The organism is Novosphingobium sp. AAP1 (assembly GCF_001295765.1).
GTDB classification, from domain to species: domain Bacteria; phylum Pseudomonadota; class Alphaproteobacteria; order Sphingomonadales; family Sphingomonadaceae; genus Novosphingobium; species Novosphingobium capsulatum.
In genome coordinates this window covers 499,506-518,156 of record NZ_LJHO01000003.1, presented here as the reverse complement: position 1 = coordinate 518,156, position 18,651 = coordinate 499,506, and the positions used below count along the sequence as shown (strand labels likewise).

The following is an 18,651-nucleotide window of genomic DNA, read 5'->3' as shown; positions in this document are numbered from 1 at the left end:
CTTGGCAATAGGGGAATAATGGGGCGGTGGATTTAGCGTAATTGGACCCATCGCAACCCGCACAAGACCGCCGAAAATCCAGCTATCCCGTATCGCCTTCCCGGTGCCCAAACGCAGCAATTATCGCCGTCGCCCCGATTTGAGAAGGACCGCCGATGGCGCGTCCAAACCCGGCAAAAGGGCGACTCGATCGCTGTAGAATCGCCACTTTTTGTGCGTATTTACAGCACTATAGTATGATCACTGCGGATTGCAGGCTCGCTGCCAGACTGGCGCGCCCTGGCGATGTCACCACAAATTTGGCGAATCGAATCACGAATGATCGCTGCAGGATCGGTGACGCTGTGGCACAGGCCCGCGACGCTGCTGAAAAGCAGCCCCGAGCACCACCGAACCCCTTATATTATGATAGTCTATGCAATCGTTATTTTTGGCCGCTTTCGACCTGCCTGACGATCATGCATGGGGCGCGGCCTGGCCGCCTGCGACGCGTGATCGCGTCACATAGAGACCGACGATGAGCAGAGTCGCGCCAATGGCCAGCAATGCGCACAGCTGAAGCACGCGGCCCGCACTGGCATCATCAGCCAGCGTGGATGCAGCGAGCGGCCCCAACCCTGATCCGACCAGGACCGCGGACGGGACCAACAGTGCCGTGCGGCGCGTCGGGTCGTTTTCGATCGACAAGGGCGTCAGGAATGGGGTGATGAAAATCCATACCGCACCAAACAGCGTTTCGAGCACGAAGAAGGCCGTGGCGCCTGGCGGAGTGGACAAAATGAACAGCACGGCGCTCAATGCGATGCTCGAGACGATCAGCGAGACAAACCAGGGCAGGCGCCGGGCAAGAAATATCGCGGCAAAGCCGCCCACCACCTGCGCCCCCAGCGACGCCGGAACCGCAAACGCAACCTGCTGCGGTGTCATGCCGGCCTGGCGGCCAAGCGGCTCGAAATAGACCCATGCCCCAACGATGCAGCTTTGGATCAAGAGCGACGCCGCCAGGACAACCCACCCCCGCAGCGGGGGCAGACCCGATACCTGCGCGGGATCACGCGGCAGCGGATTCAAGCGCTTGGGCAGCAACGGAACCAGCAGCATCGCGGCGACCGCCAGGACGGCGATCGTTACCGGCACGCCATCGCGGGCATTGGGAGCGGCGATGGCAAGGCCGGTGGAGGTTGCGAACTGAACGATCGCCTGGGTCAACAGAAACGCAGCCGACAACGCCGTAGGGCGCGCGGAGCGGACAATGACGCCGGTGGTCATCCACACCAGCACACCCGCCGACAGGCCGACCAGCCCACGCACGAAAAGAACGCCCAAGCCGCTGGTCCAAACCGTTGCGAGATTGAGCGACGCGACCAGCGCCAGGGCAACGAGCGTGGAGAGCCAGACCGAAACGCGCTCGAGAAACGACTCGGCAATGACGACGCCGATACCGATCGAGACCAGTTCGGCTGCCGCGACATGGCCCACCTGGGCCGCCGAAAGACGGTCAGCGGCGAGCAGCGCCCCGAAGAAAACCGGCTGGACGCCGGCAATGACGAGCCCGACCGTACCGATCAAGAGCGCCGCTGCCATTGCGCCCCGGCTGGAGGCGCTTCGCCCCGCGTTCGCCTGGCTATCTGCTGTCACCGTGCCGCTCCTTTTTGCAAGGTCAAGGTACTGTTATTTCAAACTTCGCTCCGTCGGCATCGGCAACACAGTATAGCCATCGGGTGGCGCGCAACGCCCACCGCCGCCCTGGGTCAACTTGCCTTCTCGTCGCCTGCTGCTGCCTCGACGGTCACACCCAGCAGGTTGCGATAATAGAGACTGACCATGTTCGCGTACTCGCGCCCGATCTCGTCGCCCCACTCGGGCATGTCGGAGATCAGATCATTCGTCGCACTGCCCAGCGCCGTGCTCAGCAGGGTCGCGGCTCTCAACCGCGTTTCGTCCACGCCGGGATATTGCGCGTGGAGCTTGGCAAAGAGCACGTCGGAAACAGCCTGCGTCGAGCCGATCCGCACCTCTTGCAACACGGGCACCGCCCGCATGACCCGCAAGATCCATTCGCCGCCCGGAACTCTGCGCGCGGCCCGCCGCACCTTCGTCAAAAGATCCAGGCGATGTTCGACAACCTGCTCGAGCGGACCATCGAAACCGAGTTGCCCGGTCGCGATCGAGCGGAACACGACACGATCCTCGGCCTTCATCGCCCGATCGCCCATCTCCCTGAGAATGGCATACTTGTTTGGGAAATACCGATAAAGCGCAGGCGGGGTCAGTCCCGCACGCTCGCAGATCATATTGGTCGAAAGACGTTCGATGCCCACCTCGCCAAGCAACTCGCCGGCGACCTTGAGAATGATTTCAAACGTGACCTTGGAGCGATCCTGCGACGGCGCGAGCTTGGTATTGAGTTCGACATCCTGGTCGCTCCCGCTCTTTGCTCTTCTCGGCCGTGCCATCGCTGTTCCTTGAACTTTCAGATTACCTCCTGATCCACTATCCGCAGTGCCGGGCAATATCCAGCAATCGCTAGGAAGACGCGCCAACACTCCGCGACAGCGCCATGGTTTCGTCAAAGCTGGACAGCGCGCCGACCGTGCCCAAGCCCATCGCCACTTGCGCCGCGGTTGCCGTCGCGAAACGAAGCGACGCTTCTTCATCAAGGCCGCGCAGCCGCCCGGCATGGAACCCCACGCAGAAGGAATCGCCGCAGGTTGTCGTGTCGACAGGATCGATGGGCAAAGCGGGCACCTGCACCGCGTAATCCGGCTTCAACAGGATGGCGCCTTCGTGGCCAAGCTTGAAGACGCATCCCCCCGCGCCCATCGCGATGAAGCGATCGGCTGCCGCGCGCAGATCGTCATTGCCGTGCAGGTGCAGCACTTCGGCAAGGCTCGGCATGAAGAGATCGACATAAGGCAGGATGCGGGCAAGATCCTCCATCGTCCCCTCACGCGGGGAAACAAGATCGCAGGTCACGAACGCGCCCGCCGCCTTTGCCGCCTTCAGGATCGCGACGGCCTGTTCTCCAATGCCAGGGAAGTTTACCGCTCCCCAATGAATGGCCCGGATCTGGGGCAGCGCCGCTGCCAGGTCCTCATGCAGGGGCGTGACCATGCTCGCGCCGACCATATGATAGGTCGAACGTTGGCCGATGCTGCGCACGGGAAGCACCGTCGAGGAGGTGGGAAACTGCTCGTTGGTGACGAGGAAACGAAGATCGACCCCGGCCTTCTCCAGGCCATGGCGAACCGCAACCCCCTGCAGATCGTCACCGATTGCCGATGCAAGGGCGACCTTCAGCCCGAGCTTTGCGGCAACCATGGCAGCCCCGCCCGCCGTTCCCGCCGGGGAGAGCAGGATCGATTCCACCAACATGCCGCTATCGATCGGCGGCAACTCGTTCACCGGCCGCACCGCGATATCGACTGTCAGCAGGCCGACAGTGAGAAGATCAATCGACTGGTCCATGGTTGTTCCTCGCAGCATGCGTTCAGGCCAGGGCCTGGAGTTCTTCCGCAGCTTTCGCTGCTGCCATTGCCAGGATCACCGGCGAAGGTTGCAACTCGGCCATGCGCGCCCGGGTCGCGGCAAACGCCCCATCCGCCGCAGCAATCGCCATATCGATGTCAGCTTCCGTCATGCAGGCGGCGATGAACATGTTATGCCAGGGATGAATATAGACGCCGCGCTGCAGCATCTCTTCTGCCCAGGCAAAGCCGACGCGCAGATCGGGATCGTCGTCGAACAGCATGATCGGCATTTGCGACGGCCCCGTCTGGCGCAGGCCGAACCCGTGCCGCTCGGCAGCGCTGGCCAACCCGGCCCGCAGCCGGTCACCCATGCGGATCATCTGTTCAAGGTAATCGCTCTCGCGGATGATGCGCAGCGTCTCGAGCGAGGCTGCCATCGGCACGGCCGCGAACCAATAGGAGCCGGTGACGTAGATCGAGCCAGCACCCTTGCGGCAGCGATCCGATCCCAGCAGGATGGACAAGGGCTGTCCGTTCGCCACGGCCTTGCCCCAGCAGCTCAGATCGGGCTGCACGCCGACAAGCGACCAACTGCAATCCCGCGCCAGCCGGAAACCGGCGCGCACATCATCGACAACCAGCATCGCCCCGGTTTCGTCGCACAGCTCCCGTGCCCGGCGCGCATAGACCGGATCGGGCAGCGCCTGGTCGAAAAAGGCATCGTGCTTGAACGGCGTGGCGAAAATAGCGGCCAGGTCTTCGCCGGCATCGCGAACCGCGGCCTCGAGGCTCTCGGCATTGTTGTATTCGTAATAGCGCAGCATGGCGCGATCTTCGGCCACGACGCCAACGGGATTGGGCGTGCACCACGGCGCCGCGCCATGATAGGCGCCCTTGGCCAGGAGCACGATCCGTTTGCCGGTTTGCGCGCGAGCGGCGACCATCGCCATGCTGGTGGCATCCGTGCCGTTCTTGCAGAACATCGCCCAGTCCGCATGGGTCACCATCGAAACCAGTGCTTCGGCAAGATCGACCATCACCGGCGATGGTCCGGTCATGGTGTCGCCTTTTGCCGCCTGCGCAGCGGCCGCCGCGTCCACCCGCTGATCCCGATACCCCAGCAAGCTCGGCCCATAGGCGCACATGAAATCAAGATAACGGTTGCCATCGGCATCCCAGATGTATGCGCCTTCCGCTCGCTCGAAAAACTGCGGGAACGTGGCAGGCAGCGCATGCACCGCCTCGTGGCCATACATGCCGTTGGGAATGACCTTGAGTGCGCGAGCCTTGAGATCGCGATCGGCAGTACGATCCATAGAAACCTCGACAATGATAGTGTGGACTATGTAATTTTGAGCTTGCGAGATTGTCAATTCGCTTTCCGCAAAGGTCGGAAATATCGAACCAGGCCAACCCCATTTGCAACGAAGCGACAGAAATCATCCGCTACGATCGACATAATAAAATCACGCACCTATCAGCTTTCAGCAAAAGCCAGCGGCGTATATGATTTTCAGTCGGTTACGGAAAATTCCGCCTGAAGAAGATATACCCTATCGTCCGTAGGAAATCTTCGAGATCTTGTCTCGAAACGCGTCCATATCTTCGGCCGACAGGTGGTTTGGCTCACCCAACTGCTGCGCCAGGAGATATTGCCGGCAAAGGATCTCGAGCCGATGGGCGAACATCATCGCAATGGGCATCGAAGGCCCGCGCGCGGTCATGCCGTGGTTGGCCATGAGGCAGGCGTAGCGGTCGATCAGCGCGTGCGAGACATCTTGCGCCAGCGTTTCGCTGCCAAAGGTCGAATACGGCACGCACGGAACGTCGTCCCCACCGAACAAGCCGACAAGGTAGTGAAACGGCGGCAACGAATGGCAATGGCACGACACCGCAACACAATTGTCGGAGTGCGTGTGCACGATTGCGGTGGTATTGACATCGTTGCGATATATGCCGGCATGCAACTGCCACTCGCTCGACGGATTGAGACTTTTGTCCCAGTCCCCCGATGCGTTGACGTAGACAATGCTCTCTTGGCAAATATTGTCGCCATCAGCGCCCGCCGGTGAAATAAGCATGCCATTACCGAAACGGACACTCAGGTTTCCAGAGGACAGCTCGGTCAGGCCGAGGTCCACAACCCGTCGGTAAGCCTCTGCCAGCTGGTTTCTTGCCTGCTTTTCGGTCTGATCGCTCATGAGCCCTCCTTGCGCGAAACGCGCCGCCGAAAGCGCCTTTCAAAGGCACGATTCGCTCCATCCAGATGCACAGATACCGCACCCAATAGAATAGTCCAGACTATTGTTTATGTGGGCTGCATGCGCTACTCTGCCGCTGCGCTTGACGAGAAGGGATGCGACGAATGGACAGTGTCGAGATCGGAAGCCTGGGAACGCTTGCCGAGTTCGGTTTCACCGGCGGCCGCGATAGCATCCGCCCCTTTGCAGAGCGCGTTTTTGCCGGCCCGGAGCCTCGTTTCCTTCAGGACCAGGACGGGAACCTGGCGGTTTTCCGCAATGCGGATTTGCAGAAACTGGGCGCCCTGCCCCAGATCGGCAACGTTCCCGCCGGTGTGCTGTTTGGCGAATCGCTCACGCGTATGGACGATCCCACGCCGCCATTGGGTGCCGAAGTCGCGCGCGTGGTGGCAAACCAGGTCTTCACCGCCAATCCGCCGATCCATCGGCCGGTGCGCAAGGCGCTGGTTTCCCGCCTCGGCCCCAGAGAGGTGAGCGCGATGCGGCCGGTGGCCGAGGAAACCGTGCAGCAAATCCTCGATGATCTTGCGCCTTGTGGCGAGATAGACGTCATGAGCGATGTCGCCGAACGGCTCACCTGCGGGTTCTGGGGCCGCATGCTGGAGATGGACGCCGACGAAATCGTGGCGATGCAGGCCTATACGCAGGACCTGACCCGGCTTTTTCACTTCAACCGCAACGCCGAAGACTACATCGTGCTCGACAACGCCATGCGCGGATATTGGCGCGTCATCAGGGCAGCGGCCGAGCGCAGCCTTCGTCGCGGCGAAAATCTCTTCGTCGCTGCTCTGGCCGATGACCTCAAGCGGATCGATCTGCCGGACGATCCCGCCGAGGCGGGAATCGTTCCACGCGACGTTGGCGCCATGCTGGCCGGCAACCTGATCGATGGTTTTCATACCGCGGCACTTGGCGCCGCCAACACGCTGTTCGCGCTGCTGAAAAATCCAGACGCCCTGGCGCGGGTGCACGCCGACCGGCAACTCGTGGCCAATGCCATCTTCGAAGCATTGCGCATCGAGCCGCCGGTGATCCACCTGCCCCGATGGGCGATGGAGGAGGTCATTTTCGCGGGCGTGCGCATTCCGCGCGGTGCGATCGTCTCGCTGATGTGGGGTATCGGCGGCTTCGACCCTGCGGCCGTGCCCGATCCGCTGCGCTTCGACCTTGACCGCTCGCGCAAGGGCAGCACGACGTTCGGCGGTGGCCAGCACATTTGCCCTGGCCGCTATGTGGCCATGATGCTGATCGAAGTGCTGCTCGACGCGGTAATGGCGCGCGGCCTGACGCTCACCCCCGGAACGACAGCGCCGCAATGGATTCCGGCGCATGCCATGGGCCAGATGGCGCGCTTTCCGCTTCGCCTCGTGCCGGCATCCTGACGGCCCAACGCCTTGCCGACGCAGCGCCAGCACGACCAACAACGATATTGATAGCTACCCTATATACAACCACCCCGCCTGGTTCGGATGAACCGCGGGCACGCCGATTTGAGAGGAGCCGACATGCGCGAGTACACACGATTTTACATCGACGGCCAATGGGTTGAACCGGCTGGCCAAGAGACCCTTGATGTCCTCAATCCCGCGACCGAGGCGGTCGCCGGCCGTATTGCGCTGGGCACCGCTGCCGACGTCGACAAGGCCGTTCACGCCGCGCGGCGCGCTTTTCCTGGCTGGTCTGCCACCAGCCGCGAAGATCGGCTCGCCATCCTGGGCAGCATTCTGGCGGAATACCAGAAGCGCGCCGACGATCTTGCCGCGGCCGTGACCGAGGAAATGGGGGCGCCGGTCTCGCTGGCGCGCAATGCCCAGGTGCAGATCGGTCTGGCGCACCTCGCCACCGCACTGGAAATTCTCAAGACGTTTCCATTCACGCAGGAGCGCGGGCAGACGTTGATCGCGCGCGAGCCGATCGGGGTCTGCGGGCTGATCACGCCGTGGAACTGGCCGCTCAACCAGATCACCTGCAAAGTGGCGCCGGCCATTGCCACAGGCTGCACCATGGTGCTCAAGCCATCGGAGATCGCACCCTTTTCCGCGCAGATCTTTACCGAGATTCTGGAGGCCGCCGGGCTTCCCGCTGGCGTGTTCAACCTGGTTCATGGCGACGGCATTGGTGTGGGCGTGCCGCTTTCCTCGCATCCCGAAGTCGACATGGTGTCGTTCACCGGATCGACGCGGGCAGGCATCGAAGTGGCGCGCAACGCCGCCGCAACCGTCAAGCGGGTGGCGCAGGAACTGGGCGGCAAGAGCCCGCACATCGTGCTCGACGATGCCTATCTGCCGCAAAGCGTTGCCGGCGGCGTGCAGGGCATGATGATCAACTCCGGCCAGTCCTGCAATGCGCCGTCGCGCATGCTCGTGCCGGCCGCGCGCATGGCCGAAGCGATCGAGAGTGCGCGGGCTGCCGCAAGCAGCATCACGGTCGGGCCGCCTGATGGCAACGCCCAGATCGGCCCCGTTGCCTCGCAGGCCCAGTTCGACAAGATTCGCGGGCTTATCCAGTCAGGCATCGATGAAGGCGCAACGCTGGTCGCCGGCGGGGTCGCGCGCCCCGAAGGCCTGGACAAGGGCTATTATGTCCAGCCCACGGTGTTCGCCAACGTGACGCCTGACATGACCATCGCGCGGGAGGAAATCTTCGGTCCCGTCCTGTCGATCATGGCCTACCAGACGCTCGACGAGGCAATCGAAATCGGCAACGACACCGAATATGGGCTCGCCGCCTATGTCAGCGGGGCAGATATCGACACGGCGCGCAAGGTAGCAGCCAGGATTCGCGCGGGCCAGGTATCGATCAATGGCGCGCGCGATCTGATGGCGCCATTCGGCGGCTACAAGCGCAGCGGCAATGGCCGCGAATGGGGCGATTTCGGCTTCCACGAGTTCGTCGAGGTGAAGGCCGTGCTCGGTTACGCCAGCCAGGGGTAAACCGGCGCAGCGCCGCGCTGAATAATTTCTCCCACAATTCCAATTCGACCTGCCCAAGCACGCATGAAAAGGATGCGATATGAGCGTTGCAATTTCGGCCCCGGAAACCGGGCTCTTCAATCCCAACCCGTCTGACAACTGGAAACCTGTCGAAGGGTCTCCCACGATGAAGACGTGGCTCGAATTCCAGACGGCAGACAAGACCATGGTGACCGGGACTTGGCATTCCACCACCGGCACCTGGCATTCCGAGAACACGCCCTATCACGAATATATCTATCTGATCGCAGGCGCGATCGAACTGACTGCGGATGGCGGCGAGACGGTCAGCGTCAAGGCCGGGGATGCCTTCATGGTCGAGGCAGGGTTCACCGGAACCTGGAAAGTGACCGAACCGGTGCAGAAGCGGTTCTGCCTGCGGCTGGCGTGATCCCCGCCTGATACGCAGGCGCGCAGACCGCCGTCGCGAGAAGGCCTGCTCCGACCGCATGCCGGGGCAGGCCTTCTTATTAGGGCGCGCAACAGGACCGTTTCTGGCGGTCGAGGGTATGTTAGGCGATGGGAACGTCGAGACGATAGAATTTGGCAGCAGAGCGCGCGAACAGCCACGATTTCTCGTCTGCCGAGGCGGACCGCGTCAGACGTTTGAACGCGTTCCAGGTTTCGACATAGTCTGCGCCCCAGCGGTCGACCGGGAAGTTGCTTTCGAACAGCGCACGGTCCGGCCCAAAGGCTTCGATGCAGCTTTCGATATAGGGCTGCCACAGGCGTGCGAGAGTCTCGGAGCCAACGCGTTGCGTGGGTCCGAGGCCGTCGAGCATCGTGAAGGGCATGCCCAGCCCGCCCAACTTGACGTGGACGTTGGGGCAGGTCGCCAGTTCCCGGATGGCGCGTTGCCAATCGGGAAAGGTCGCTGCCAGCGTGCCGCGATGCCGCGCGATCCCCAGCGGCGTGCCAACGTGATCCAGCATGATCGGCACGTGCGGAAACGCACGGGCGAGGTCCGTCACTTCCCCGATCTGCGGCGCGAATACCCAGGCATCGAACGAGAGATCTGCCTCGGCCAATGCGGCAAAGCCGCGCCGAAAGGCGTCGCTGCCATAGAGCCCACGGGGCGCTGGGGCGACCGGGCCGAGCACGCGTTCGTCGTCATGCGGGCCGATGTTGCGGATGCCGCGCAGCTTGCCCGCGCCGGCCGCTTTCGCGCGCGCCAGCGCCGCAGCGGCATCATCGCTGGTCAGATCGACATAGCCCACGATCGCCGCGCACGGCTGGCCTCCCGAAGGATCGCCCGCGCCTGCCTGCGCGATTTCCACGACCCGTTCGATCTCACCCAGCGCGCGATCGTTCTCCGATCCGTGTTCGTGGTAGAATGCGCCGCATTCGACATAGACCGTGGCGATGATGTTATGGCCGGTGCGCAAGTCCGCCACGAACTCGTCGCGCAGATACACAGGGTCTTGGACAAAGATATCGTTGAACGGATGCACCGCCTTTGCCGCATAGTGGCTTTCGGGATGATCCTGCCAAAGATGATGGTGCGGATCGATGATCGGCAGATCGGGATCGATCGCGTCCTCGCGCGGCATTATCCGCGCTGCGTTACCCAGCCCCATGCTATCGCTGTCCTTTGCTGTGGCCAAACACCGCCCCTGCCCCAGCGCCTCGGCCATCTTGACCCTGTGAAATGCGGTTCCGGGCCGGCAAAGCGGCGGGCGCTCATATTAATAGCTATCGCTATTGATTGGGTCAAGCCGGTGCGGTAGCATGCGTACTACGCATAGCGGCCCGGAAACTGGGCGCGGCGAGGCCCAGCCGGGATCAGCGCCGCGGTTGCAATAACGATAGCGATTGATGGACAGGAGAACTGAAATGGACACGCTCGCCCCGGCAGACCGGACAGCCGCACAGACCGATACCGCATCGCAGGAATGGCAGATCCGCGTAGAGCTGGCCGCGCTCTATCGGCTTGTCGCCCTGCACGGCTGGGATGACGCGATCTATACCCACATTTCGGCGCGACTGCCCGGGGATGATCACCACTTCCTGATCAATCCCTATGGGATGTTTTTCGAAGAGATCACGGCCTCGTCGCTGGTCAAGATCGATCTGGATGGCAAGATCATCGAGCCGACGCCATACAAGGTCAACCCGGCCGGCTTCACGATCCATTCGGCGATCCACGGCGCGCGCGAAGACGCCCGTTTCGTCATGCACCTCCACTCCGATCACGGCGTTGCCGTGTCGACCCATAGCGAGGGGCTTCTGCCACTGACTCAGCATGCCCTCATCGCGCTGCCCTCGATCAGCTACCACGGGTATGAAGGGATCGCGCTCAATCTTGAGGAGCGCGAGCGGATCGTCGCCGACCTGGGGGACAAGAAGACCATGATCCTGCGCAACCATGGTACGCTTGCGGTGGGAGAAACGGCGGCAGAAGCGTGGCTCGGCATGTATTACCTTGAAAAGGCATGTGCCCAGCAGGTGGCTGCGCTGTCGATCGGGCGAGACAACGTGATGCTTGCGCCAGCCGCTGCGCAGGAAGAAGTGCGGCAGCAGGTGAGTACCGGACGCGCAAAATCGGCGATGCTGGCTTGGCCGGGCTTCCTGCGCCAGCTCGATCGCCGCTTGCCCGGTTACGACAGCTGAGGTCCTGCCGGTTTAGCCACGGCGGGGCAGCGTATCAGGCTTTGCCCCGCCTTTGCTGCCGCGGCAACTGTACGTGGAACACCGCGCCACCATCCGGGCGGTCGCCTGCCAGGACTGTTCCGCCGTGCGCCTCGACAACCGCTTTCACCACGGCGAGGCCAAGGCCACTGCCTCCGTGCACCCGGCTGCGCGACGGTTCACCCCGCCAAAAGCGGCGAAAAACCTGATCGGGCTCGTGCGACGGAAGACCGGGACCACGATCGGTAATGATCAGCAAGGCGCTGGCGCCATCTATTTTCGTTTCGACTTCGACCACCCCACCTGTTGCGGCGTGCCGGCGGGCGTTGTCGACAAGCGCGAGCAGGACCTGTCCCAGCCGTTGCTCATCCATCTCGACCAGGGTCGGCGCGAGGCGCGTTTCCAGGCGCATACCGGCCGTGGCCAGGATCGGCTCGAGGGCGTGCAGGTGCGTGGCGGCGAGCAGCGCCATATCGGCCAAACGCACATTCAGTTCGAGACGGCCGGTATTGGCCAGGCTGAGCGTCTGCAGATCCTCAACGATGCGCGCGAGCAGATCCACCTCCTGGATCAGCGCGGCGATCGCGGGACCATCGGTGGCAAACACGCCATCCAGCTGGCCTTGCAGCCGCCCGCGCAAGATCGTCAGCGGGGTGCGCAACTCGTGCGCGATGGCCGCAGAACCTTCGCGCAGATCACGGTCATAGGCTTCCAGCGCCTCGGCCATGCTGTTGAAATCGGACAGCAATTGCCTTAGCTCGCCCGCGCCCGGCGGCCCTTCGGCCGCCCGCGCCGACAGATCGCCCGAGGTGATCGCGCGCGCCGCGTGGCTCACTGCCTCGATCGGGCGGGCCAGGCGGGTGGCCAGCGCCAGGCCAACCGCGATGCCGAACATCGATGCCAGCGCAGCCAATCCGATCAGCAGCACGCTTTGTTCGTGGTCGATGGTCTGCGCGATCCGCACCCGTTCCTTGTAGAGCGCGACAGCGGCTGCCGCCGGCGGCCTTCCCCCGGCGTTGACCTCCATCAGCGTCTGGCGCGCAACCGGATCGAGTGCATTGAGCATCATCTGCTCCTGCCATCGCGCGAAGAGGTTGAGCCCGACATAGCCGAACAGGATGGCCAGCAGGATGGCCAGGATCATCGCCGCCGCCAGTTGCGTGCGCAGGCGCAGCGTGCGCCACATCATCGCGCCGACAATCGATAGCCGACGCCGCGCACGCTTTCGAGCACGTCGCCGGCCCCGGCCATCTCCAGCTTGCGTCGCAATTTCGACAGGTGGCTGTCGACGGTCCGTTCGAGCGCCTCTCCTTCCGGAAGGCAGGCATCAAGCAGCGCGCCGCGACCGACCACCCGCGGGCTCGCGCGGGCGAGATATTCGAGCAAGCGAAATTGCGTGATGGTCGTCTCGATCAGGCGGCGCGGCCCCTCGCCTGCGGAAACCGACACGAGATGCGCATCGCAATCGATCTCGATCACCCCGATCCGCAGCCGCTGCGGCACGCTTTGCGACCTTGCCCGGCGCAGCACGGCGGCAGACCTCGCCACCAGTTCGGCCGGATTGAAAGGTTTGACGACATAGTCGTCTGCCCCGATGCGCAACCCCGCAAGCCGTTCGTAATCCTCGCCCAGCGCGGTTACCATGATGATCGGCGTGTCGGAATGCGCGCGCATCCGCGCCAAGGCCTGAAACCCGTCGAGCTTGGGCAGCTTGACATCGAGGATGACAAGGTCCGGGGCCAGCCGGTAGTGGTTCTGGACGCCTTCCTCCCCATCTGCGGCGCGGACCACGCGGTAGCCCTCGCGCTCGAAATAGGCCCGGATAATGTCAGCGATTTTCTGCTCGTCCTCGACGACCAGCACCAGGGGCCCGGACTCGGTCATGCATTGTTGCCCAGCGATTGCGACATAGCCGCAGGTATTATAGCCCTGACTATATTATACAAGCCAGCCGAGCGGCGCGGGAAAGGCCCTCCCCTCACTCCGGGGCGAACAAGCCGTTGCCCAATACCGACTTGTAGGCATCCATCACCACGGCCAGCGAGCGATCCTTGCGCCACCCCTGCAGATCGTAGGCCGCGTTGATTGCCGCGAGCAGAAACTGTGCGGCGATGAACGGATCGACCAGGCGAACGGCGCCTTCGGCCATCCCTTCCACCAGCTCGCCCATCATGCCGAGCGCCGTGCGCTGGGCATAGCGCAGCGCCAGCGCGCGAACCGCAGGCGGCATCGCCTGATAGGCCGTCACGCGCAGCAGCGGGAACTCGTCGGCAAACTGCAGCTGCAGCGCCGACTGCACCGTGGCGGAAAGCCGCTTCCACGCCGATGCCTGCTCGGCCCTGGCCCTGGTCTGCAAATCGGCCAGGCGACGGTGGCTGGCCCGCCAGCACGCGACGACCAGATCATCCTTGGAATCGAGATGATGGTAGAAACTGCCCTTGGTGCGATTGAATTCCGCCATGATCCGCTTGACGGACGCACCGCGATAGCCGGTGGCATTGATGAAACGCGTTGCCACGCGCAGGAAGCTTTCCTGGTCGCCCGCGTCGGTTACCGCCCCCGGCGTGAACACGCGAACGTCCCAGGCCGTGCCGGGCGTGACGATACCGCCGTCGAGAATCCGGAAAAAACGCTGCCGGACGTTGGGCATATCCCCGATCGCGAACTGCCCGAGCCATGTGCGCTGCCATAGCAGCGCCTCGTTGAGGATGTGCGCGCGCGCAATCAGCACGTCGCGGTGCGAGGCATCGCGGGCCGGGCCAAAGAAACTGCGGATCGCCCGCAGCGTGCCGCGATATTGCTCGATCAGCGATGATCGCGCCGGCTCGTCCATCGAGCGGATTTCGGAAAGGTTTGCCAGCGGCCGCTCCGACTGACGTAGGGTTCCCGCAAAGTGCTCGAAATGCAGTTCGACGTAGCGGGCAACGCGCGCGCGGGGCGTCGCCTCTGCCTGCGCTGCATCCACCATCGCTGCCAGCCGGCCGAGCGTGTCTTCGAACACCGCCGTCAGCAGCTGCTCCTTGCGACGGAAGTAGTAGGTCACACTGGTCGTGCTCAGGCCCAGTTCGGTCGCCACGTCAGACAGCGTCATCCCGCGCATGCCCTTGTCGTTCAACAGCGCCGTCGCCGCATCGACGATGCGCTGCTTCTGCCTGTCAAAGCGGGTCGCGCTATCGACCAAGACAGCGCCGGTTTCCGCGCCAGGCATGGGGGGGATGGTGTCGCACATGCATGCCTTATCGCCACTCGCGCCGCGGCTGTCGACCCACAGATTGCGCCACCCCAAACTGGGATTCGAATATCGGGTCAGTTTTAGCAAAGCGACGAGCCGTGCCGATTTTACGCAATATATCTCGTTTTGCTTGTCAAGTCCTGCTGGACAGGTCTGCAGAGATGCGTCATGGTCCGGCATAATTAGAACTTAGGGTATGGCCCTTGAGTCGGCCAGCCTCTGGAGAGGATCCATGAATTTCACCTTCACCGAACGTGAGCGGCACTTCCAAGGCGCGGTGCGTGATTTTATCGCCGCGCACGTCAGGCCGCAGGTCGAAGCCTATGGGGCAGAGGTGAACACCGGCGATCGCTGGACGCCATCACAAACGATTGAGGCGCTCAAGCCAAAGGCCAAGGCTGCCGGGCTGTGGAACCTGTTCATGCCGCCGGCGTCGGGCCATAGCCATGTCGACGACAGCTTCGTGTTCGAGGGAACGCAGCTCAGCAATCTTGAATATGCGCTCTGCGCCGAAGAGATGGGGCGCATTGGCTGGGCTTCGGAAGTGTTCAACTGCTCGGCGCCCGACACCGGCAACATGGAAGTGCTGCACCGCTATGGCACGCGGGCGCAGAAGGATCGCTGGCTCAAGCCGCTGATGGAGGGCACCATCCGCTCGGCGTTCCTGATGACCGAGCCCGAGGTCGCCTCGTCCGACGCGACCAACATCCGCACCTCGATCCGGCGTGACGGCGATCATTATGTGATCAACGGGCGCAAATGGTGGTCGTCTGGCATGGGCGACCCCCGCGCCAAGCTGGCGATCGTGATGGGCAAGACCGATCCCGATGCCCCCGCGCACAGCCAGCAGGCGATGATCCTGGTCGATGTCGATACGCCCGGCGTGAAGGTCGAGAGGCTGCTGTCGGTTTATGGCTATGACCACGCCCCCCACGGCCATGCCGAGGTTACGCTGACCGATGTGCGCGTGCCGGCGGAAAACCTGCTGCTTGGCGAGGGCCGCGGCTTTGAGATTGCCCAGGGAAGGCTCGGGCCGGGCCGCATTCATCACTGCATGCGCACGATCGGCGCTGCCGAGGAGGCGCTGGAGGCCATGGCCAGGCGGCTGGTATCGCGCACCGCGTTCGGCAAGCGCCTCTCCGAACACAGTGTGTGGGAGGAACGCGTCGCCCGTGCCCGCATCGACATCGAGATGACGCGGCTGCTCTGCCTCAAGGCGGCCGACATGATGGACCGCGCCGGCAACAAGGCCGCCCGCAACGAGATCGCGATGATCAAGGTGCAGGCGCCGATGATGGCCCTGAAAATCATCGACGATGCCGTGCAGGCCCATGGCGGCGCTGGTGTCTCGGGCGATTTTCAGCTGGCGGCAGACTGGGCCAACATCCGCACGCTGCGCCTTGCCGACGGCCCTGACGAAGTGCACGCCCGCGCCATCGCCCGCGCCGAACTCGGCAAATACCGTGACGCCGCGCGATGAGCGATCTCGACCAGGACAAGCTGGCGGGATGGCTCAAACAGGCCACCGCTGCCGAGCTGCGCGCGGTGGAGAAGTTTGCTGGCGGGCAGTCCAACCCCACCTACCGCATCGAAACCTCGGCCGGAAATTTCGTGCTGCGGCGCAAGCCGTTTGGCCAGTTGCTGCCTTCGGCCCATGCGGTCGACCGTGAATTTCGTCTGATCTCGGCGCTTTCCCCAACCGGATTCCCGGTGCCCCGTCCGATTGCGCTGTGCGAGGACGAGAGCGTGATCGGTGCCGTCTTCTACCTGATGGAACTGGTGGAGGGCCGCACGCTGTGGGATGGTACGCTGCCCGATATCCCCAAGCCCGATCGCCATGCCTATTACGAGGCGATGGTCGATACGCTGGCGGCGCTTCACGCGATCGATCACCAGGCCGTCGGGCTCGGTGATTTCGGACCGCCGGGCAACTATTTCGAGCGGCAGATCCAGCGCTGGACCAAGCAGTATCGCGCCGCGCAGACGGACGACATTGCCGAGGTGGACAAGCTGATCGATTGGCTGCCGCGTACAGTGCCCGCGCAGACCCGCACCGCGATCATCCACGGCGACTACCGGATCGACAACCTGATCTATGCCCCCACTGCCCCCAGGGTGGCAGCGGTGCTCGATTGGGAGCTGACCACGATCGGCGATCCGCTGGCCGACTTCACGTATTTCGCGATGAACTGGGCGATGCCGCGTGACGGGCGGTCGGGGCTCGCCGGCCTCGATCTCGCTGCCGAAGGGCTGCCCCCGCTTGGCGCCATGGTCGACCGCTATTGCGCGGCCAGCGGGCGAGACGCCTTGCCCGATCTGCATTGGTATTTTGCCTACAACCTGTTCCGCCTGGTCGGCATCGTCCAGGGCATCAAGAAGCGTCTGATCGATGGCAATGCCTCGAGCAGCAGGGCCGCAGAAGCCGTCGCCAAATTGCGGCCGCTGGCCCAGGCCGCCTGGGCACAAGCACGCCAGGCCGGCGCCACCGCATAAGGAGAGCGATAAACATGGACTTGTTCGATCTGACCGGCAAAGTCGCGATCATCACCGGATCGTCGCGCGGCATTGGCCGCGCCATCGCCGAGGCTTATGCCGATGCCGGTGCCAAGGTGGTGATCTCCAGCCGCAAGCAGCAGGCTTGCGAGGAAGTTGCCAACGCCATCAACGCCACGCATGGCGAGGAACGCGCCATCGCCATCGCTGCCAGCATCTCTGACAAGGCGATGCTGCAGGCGCTGGTCTCGGAAACGCGCCAGCGGTTCGGCAAGATCGACATCCTCGTCTGCAACGCGGCCTCCAACCCCTATTACGGGCCCATGGCGGGGATCACCGACGAGCAGTTCCGCAAGATCTTCGACAACAACGTGTTGGCCAATCACTGGCTGGTCAACATGGTCGTGCCCGAAATGATCGAGCGCGAGAACGGCGCAATCGTGATCGTCTCCTCGATCGGCGGGCTGATCGGGTCCGACGTGATCGGCGCCTACAACGTGTCCAAGGCCGCCGATTTCCAGCTGGTCCGCAACCTTGCGATCGAATTTGGCAGGCACAACGTGCGCGTCAACGCCATCGCACCCGGGGTGATCCGCACCGATTTTGCCAAGGCGCTGTGGGAAGACCCGGAGGCAGAGGCTGCGCTCAAGCGCGTCACCCCGCTCGGCCGCATTGGCGAGCCCGACGAGATCGCGGGCGCGGCGGTCTTCCTCGCTTCGAAAGCCGGCGCCTATGTCACCGGCCAGGGCATTGTCGTTGACGGTGGCACGACTATCCGGGGCGGCCTGTGAACGCGCGGTTCGCCGGGAAGAGTGTCCTCGTCACCGGCGCGGCATCGGGAATTGGCCGTGCCGCGGCCATCCTGTTTGCCGAACAAGGCGCAAGGGTTTTGGCGGTCGACCTTTCCGATGGCGTGGAAGCGACGGCTGCCGCCCATTCCGCGATTACCGCGATGCGCGGGGACGCGGGCAATGAAGGCGATGTCATCGCGATGATCGCCGCCGCAATCCAGACCCATGGCGGGATCGATGTGATCTTTGCCAATGCTGGGATCAGCGGCGGCATGGCCGGCATCTTCGACCAGTCGGTGGAAGATTGGCAGGCCCTGCTGCAGGTCAACCTGATCGGTCCGTTCCTTGCCATCAAGCATGGCGCCAAGGCCATGCTCGATGCCGGAACCGCCGGTGCGATCGTCTGTACCGCCTCGGTCGCAGGGCTGCGGGCCGGCGCGGGTGGCCCGGCATACTCCGCATCCAAGGCGGGGGTGATCAATCTTGTTCAGACTGCGGCACAGCAGCTCAGCGGATCGGGCATTCGCGTCAATGCGGTGTGCCCTGGCCTGATCGAGACGGGCATGACCCAGTCATTCTACGAACGCGCCCGCGCCAAGGGCAAAAGCGACCAACTGGGGCAACTCAACCCGCTCAAGCGCGGCGGCCAGCCCATCGAGATCGCCACCGCGGTCGCATTCCTCGCGTCCGACGAAGCCAGCTACGTCAACGGCCATGCCCTGGTCGTCGATGCCGGCCTCTCCTCCTCCCATCCCTTCGCCCGGCCGCGCGGCCTGGGCGAGACGTCCTTCTGACGAGAGATAT

General features: G+C 63.5%; 17 protein-coding genes. 8 read left to right on the top strand and 9 right to left on the bottom strand.

The genetic code is table 11. The features are described 5' to 3' along the window. Nucleotides 1-456: 456 nt before the first annotated feature. The 5 genes from IP65_RS09395 to IP65_RS09375 form a co-directional block, all read right to left on the bottom strand. Nucleotides 457-1,584: an MFS transporter gene (locus IP65_RS09395; RefSeq protein ID WP_022677713.1), complete on the bottom strand. Its 1,128-nt coding sequence runs from the start codon at nt 1,582-1,584 to the stop codon at nt 457-459. 167 nt (nt 1,585-1,751) lie between these two features. Continuing rightward, entirely contained in the window at nt 1,752-2,456 is a 705-nt protein-coding gene (locus tag IP65_RS09390; protein WP_022677714.1) for a TetR/AcrR family transcriptional regulator, read from the bottom strand. A 70-nt stretch (nt 2,457-2,526) separates the two neighbouring features. Then, complete coding sequence (locus IP65_RS09385) at nt 2,527-3,468, bottom strand: carbohydrate kinase family protein (protein WP_022677715.1); 942 nt, start codon at nt 3,466-3,468, stop codon at nt 2,527-2,529. A gap of 22 nt (nt 3,469-3,490) precedes the next feature. Beyond that, nucleotides 3,491-4,786, bottom strand: coding sequence for an aminotransferase class III-fold pyridoxal phosphate-dependent enzyme (locus IP65_RS09380; protein WP_054131505.1), 1,296 nt, complete (start codon nt 4,784-4,786; stop codon nt 3,491-3,493). 237 nt (nt 4,787-5,023) lie between these two features. Next, a complete protein-coding gene (locus IP65_RS09375) occupies nt 5,024-5,671 on the bottom strand; it encodes a class II aldolase/adducin family protein (protein WP_054131504.1) in 648 nt (215 codons plus the stop codon). A gap of 164 nt (nt 5,672-5,835) precedes the next feature. On the opposite strand from IP65_RS09375, the gene IP65_RS09370 reads away from it, so the two are divergent. The 3 genes from IP65_RS09370 (at nt 5,836) to IP65_RS09360 (ending at nt 9,094) form a co-directional block, all read left to right on the top strand. Then, nucleotides 5,836-7,113 (top strand): cytochrome P450, encoded by a 1,278-nt coding sequence (locus IP65_RS09370; protein WP_054131503.1) that lies wholly within the window; start codon nt 5,836-5,838, stop codon nt 7,111-7,113. Between the two features lie 123 nt (nt 7,114-7,236). Further along, a complete protein-coding gene (locus tag IP65_RS09365) occupies nt 7,237-8,664 on the top strand; it encodes an aldehyde dehydrogenase family protein (RefSeq protein ID WP_054131502.1) in 1,428 nt (475 codons plus the stop codon). Between the two features lie 79 nt (nt 8,665-8,743). Continuing rightward, nucleotides 8,744-9,094 carry a cupin domain-containing protein gene (locus tag IP65_RS09360; protein WP_022677720.1) on the top strand — a complete coding sequence of 117 codons (351 nt, stop codon included), beginning with the start codon at nt 8,744-8,746 and terminating at the stop codon, nt 9,092-9,094. A 121-nt stretch (nt 9,095-9,215) separates the two neighbouring features. Here the strand turns inward: IP65_RS09360 and IP65_RS09355 are convergent, their stop codons facing one another. Further along, nucleotides 9,216-10,280 carry an amidohydrolase gene (locus IP65_RS09355; protein WP_231627623.1) on the bottom strand — a complete coding sequence of 355 codons (1,065 nt, stop codon included), beginning with the start codon at nt 10,278-10,280 and terminating at the stop codon, nt 9,216-9,218. A gap of 256 nt (nt 10,281-10,536) precedes the next feature. Between IP65_RS09355 and IP65_RS09350 the strand changes: the two genes are divergently transcribed. Beyond that, complete coding sequence (locus IP65_RS09350) at nt 10,537-11,313, top strand: class II aldolase/adducin family protein (RefSeq protein WP_022677722.1); 777 nt, start codon at nt 10,537-10,539, stop codon at nt 11,311-11,313. Nucleotides 11,314-11,347: 34 nt separating this feature from the next. Here the strand turns inward: IP65_RS09350 and IP65_RS09345 are convergent, their stop codons facing one another. The 3 genes from IP65_RS09345 to IP65_RS09335 all read right to left on the bottom strand — a co-directional run bounded on the left by IP65_RS09345 (nt 11,348) and on the right by IP65_RS09335 (nt 14,539). Further along, nucleotides 11,348-12,520, bottom strand: coding sequence for an ATP-binding protein (locus IP65_RS09345; protein WP_082350008.1), 1,173 nt, complete (start codon nt 12,518-12,520; stop codon nt 11,348-11,350). Further along, nucleotides 12,517-13,215, bottom strand: a complete 699-nt coding sequence (locus tag IP65_RS09340) for a response regulator (RefSeq protein WP_082350005.1) — start codon at nt 13,213-13,215, stop codon at nt 12,517-12,519. The genes IP65_RS09345 and IP65_RS09340 overlap by 4 nt, the downstream gene beginning before the upstream one ends. 94 nt (nt 13,216-13,309) lie before the next feature. After that, entirely contained in the window at nt 13,310-14,539 is a 1,230-nt protein-coding gene (locus tag IP65_RS09335; RefSeq protein ID WP_171798694.1) for a TetR/AcrR family transcriptional regulator, read from the bottom strand. Nucleotides 14,540-14,795: 256 nt separating this feature from the next. Between IP65_RS09335 and IP65_RS09330 the strand changes: the two genes are divergently transcribed. Genes IP65_RS09330 through IP65_RS09315 form a run of 4 tightly spaced genes read left to right on the top strand, consistent with a single transcriptional unit; the run spans nt 14,796 to nt 18,641 of the window. Further along, the gene (locus IP65_RS09330) at nt 14,796-16,043 is read left to right on the top strand and encodes an acyl-CoA dehydrogenase family protein (protein WP_022677725.1); all 1,248 of its coding nucleotides are present in this window, start codon (nt 14,796-14,798) and stop codon (nt 16,041-16,043) included. Further along, on the top strand, nt 16,040-17,056 hold the full coding sequence (locus IP65_RS09325; protein ID WP_054131497.1) for a phosphotransferase family protein: 1,017 nt from the start codon (nt 16,040-16,042) through the stop codon (nt 17,054-17,056). The genes IP65_RS09330 and IP65_RS09325 overlap by 4 nt, the downstream gene beginning before the upstream one ends. Nucleotides 17,057-17,070: 14 nt before the next feature. Continuing rightward, the gene (locus IP65_RS09320; protein ID WP_022677727.1) at nt 17,071-17,847 is read left to right on the top strand and encodes an SDR family NAD(P)-dependent oxidoreductase; all 777 of its coding nucleotides are present in this window, start codon (nt 17,071-17,073) and stop codon (nt 17,845-17,847) included. After that, nucleotides 17,844-18,641: an SDR family NAD(P)-dependent oxidoreductase gene (locus IP65_RS09315; protein ID WP_054131496.1), complete on the top strand. Its 798-nt coding sequence runs from the start codon at nt 17,844-17,846 to the stop codon at nt 18,639-18,641. The genes IP65_RS09320 and IP65_RS09315 overlap by 4 nt, the downstream gene beginning before the upstream one ends. Nucleotides 18,642-18,651: the final 10 nt, after the last annotated feature.

What these genes read in the sequence shown, in the direction of transcription:
- IP65_RS09395 (WP_022677713.1), bottom strand. Translation starts at nt 1,584, where the DNA reads ATGGCAGCGGCGCTCTTGATCGGTACGGTCGGGCTCGTCATTGCCGGC.
- IP65_RS09390 (WP_022677714.1), bottom strand. Translation starts at nt 2,456, where the DNA reads ATGGCACGGCCGAGAAGAGCAAAGAGCGGGAGCGACCAGGATGTCGAA.
- IP65_RS09385 (WP_022677715.1), bottom strand. Translation starts at nt 3,468, where the DNA reads ATGGACCAGTCGATTGATCTTCTCACTGTCGGCCTGCTGACAGTCGAT.
- IP65_RS09380 (WP_054131505.1), bottom strand. Translation starts at nt 4,786, where the DNA reads ATGGATCGTACTGCCGATCGCGATCTCAAGGCTCGCGCACTCAAGGTC.
- IP65_RS09375 (WP_054131504.1), bottom strand. Translation starts at nt 5,671, where the DNA reads ATGAGCGATCAGACCGAAAAGCAGGCAAGAAACCAGCTGGCAGAGGCT.
- IP65_RS09370 (WP_054131503.1), top strand. Translation starts at nt 5,836, where the DNA reads ATGGACAGTGTCGAGATCGGAAGCCTGGGAACGCTTGCCGAGTTCGGT.
- IP65_RS09365 (WP_054131502.1), top strand. Translation starts at nt 7,237, where the DNA reads ATGCGCGAGTACACACGATTTTACATCGACGGCCAATGGGTTGAACCG.
- IP65_RS09360 (WP_022677720.1), top strand. Translation starts at nt 8,744, where the DNA reads ATGAGCGTTGCAATTTCGGCCCCGGAAACCGGGCTCTTCAATCCCAAC.
- IP65_RS09355 (WP_231627623.1), bottom strand. Translation starts at nt 10,280, where the DNA reads ATGGGGCTGGGTAACGCAGCGCGGATAATGCCGCGCGAGGACGCGATC.
- IP65_RS09350 (WP_022677722.1), top strand. Translation starts at nt 10,537, where the DNA reads ATGGACACGCTCGCCCCGGCAGACCGGACAGCCGCACAGACCGATACC.
- IP65_RS09345 (WP_082350008.1), bottom strand. Translation starts at nt 12,520, where the DNA reads ATGATGTGGCGCACGCTGCGCCTGCGCACGCAACTGGCGGCGGCGATG.
- IP65_RS09340 (WP_082350005.1), bottom strand. Translation starts at nt 13,215, where the DNA reads ATGACCGAGTCCGGGCCCCTGGTGCTGGTCGTCGAGGACGAGCAGAAA.
- IP65_RS09335 (WP_171798694.1), bottom strand. Translation starts at nt 14,539, where the DNA reads ATGCCTGGCGCGGAAACCGGCGCTGTCTTGGTCGATAGCGCGACCCGC.
- IP65_RS09330 (WP_022677725.1), top strand. Translation starts at nt 14,796, where the DNA reads ATGAATTTCACCTTCACCGAACGTGAGCGGCACTTCCAAGGCGCGGTG.
- IP65_RS09325 (WP_054131497.1), top strand. Translation starts at nt 16,040, where the DNA reads ATGAGCGATCTCGACCAGGACAAGCTGGCGGGATGGCTCAAACAGGCC.
- IP65_RS09320 (WP_022677727.1), top strand. Translation starts at nt 17,071, where the DNA reads ATGGACTTGTTCGATCTGACCGGCAAAGTCGCGATCATCACCGGATCG.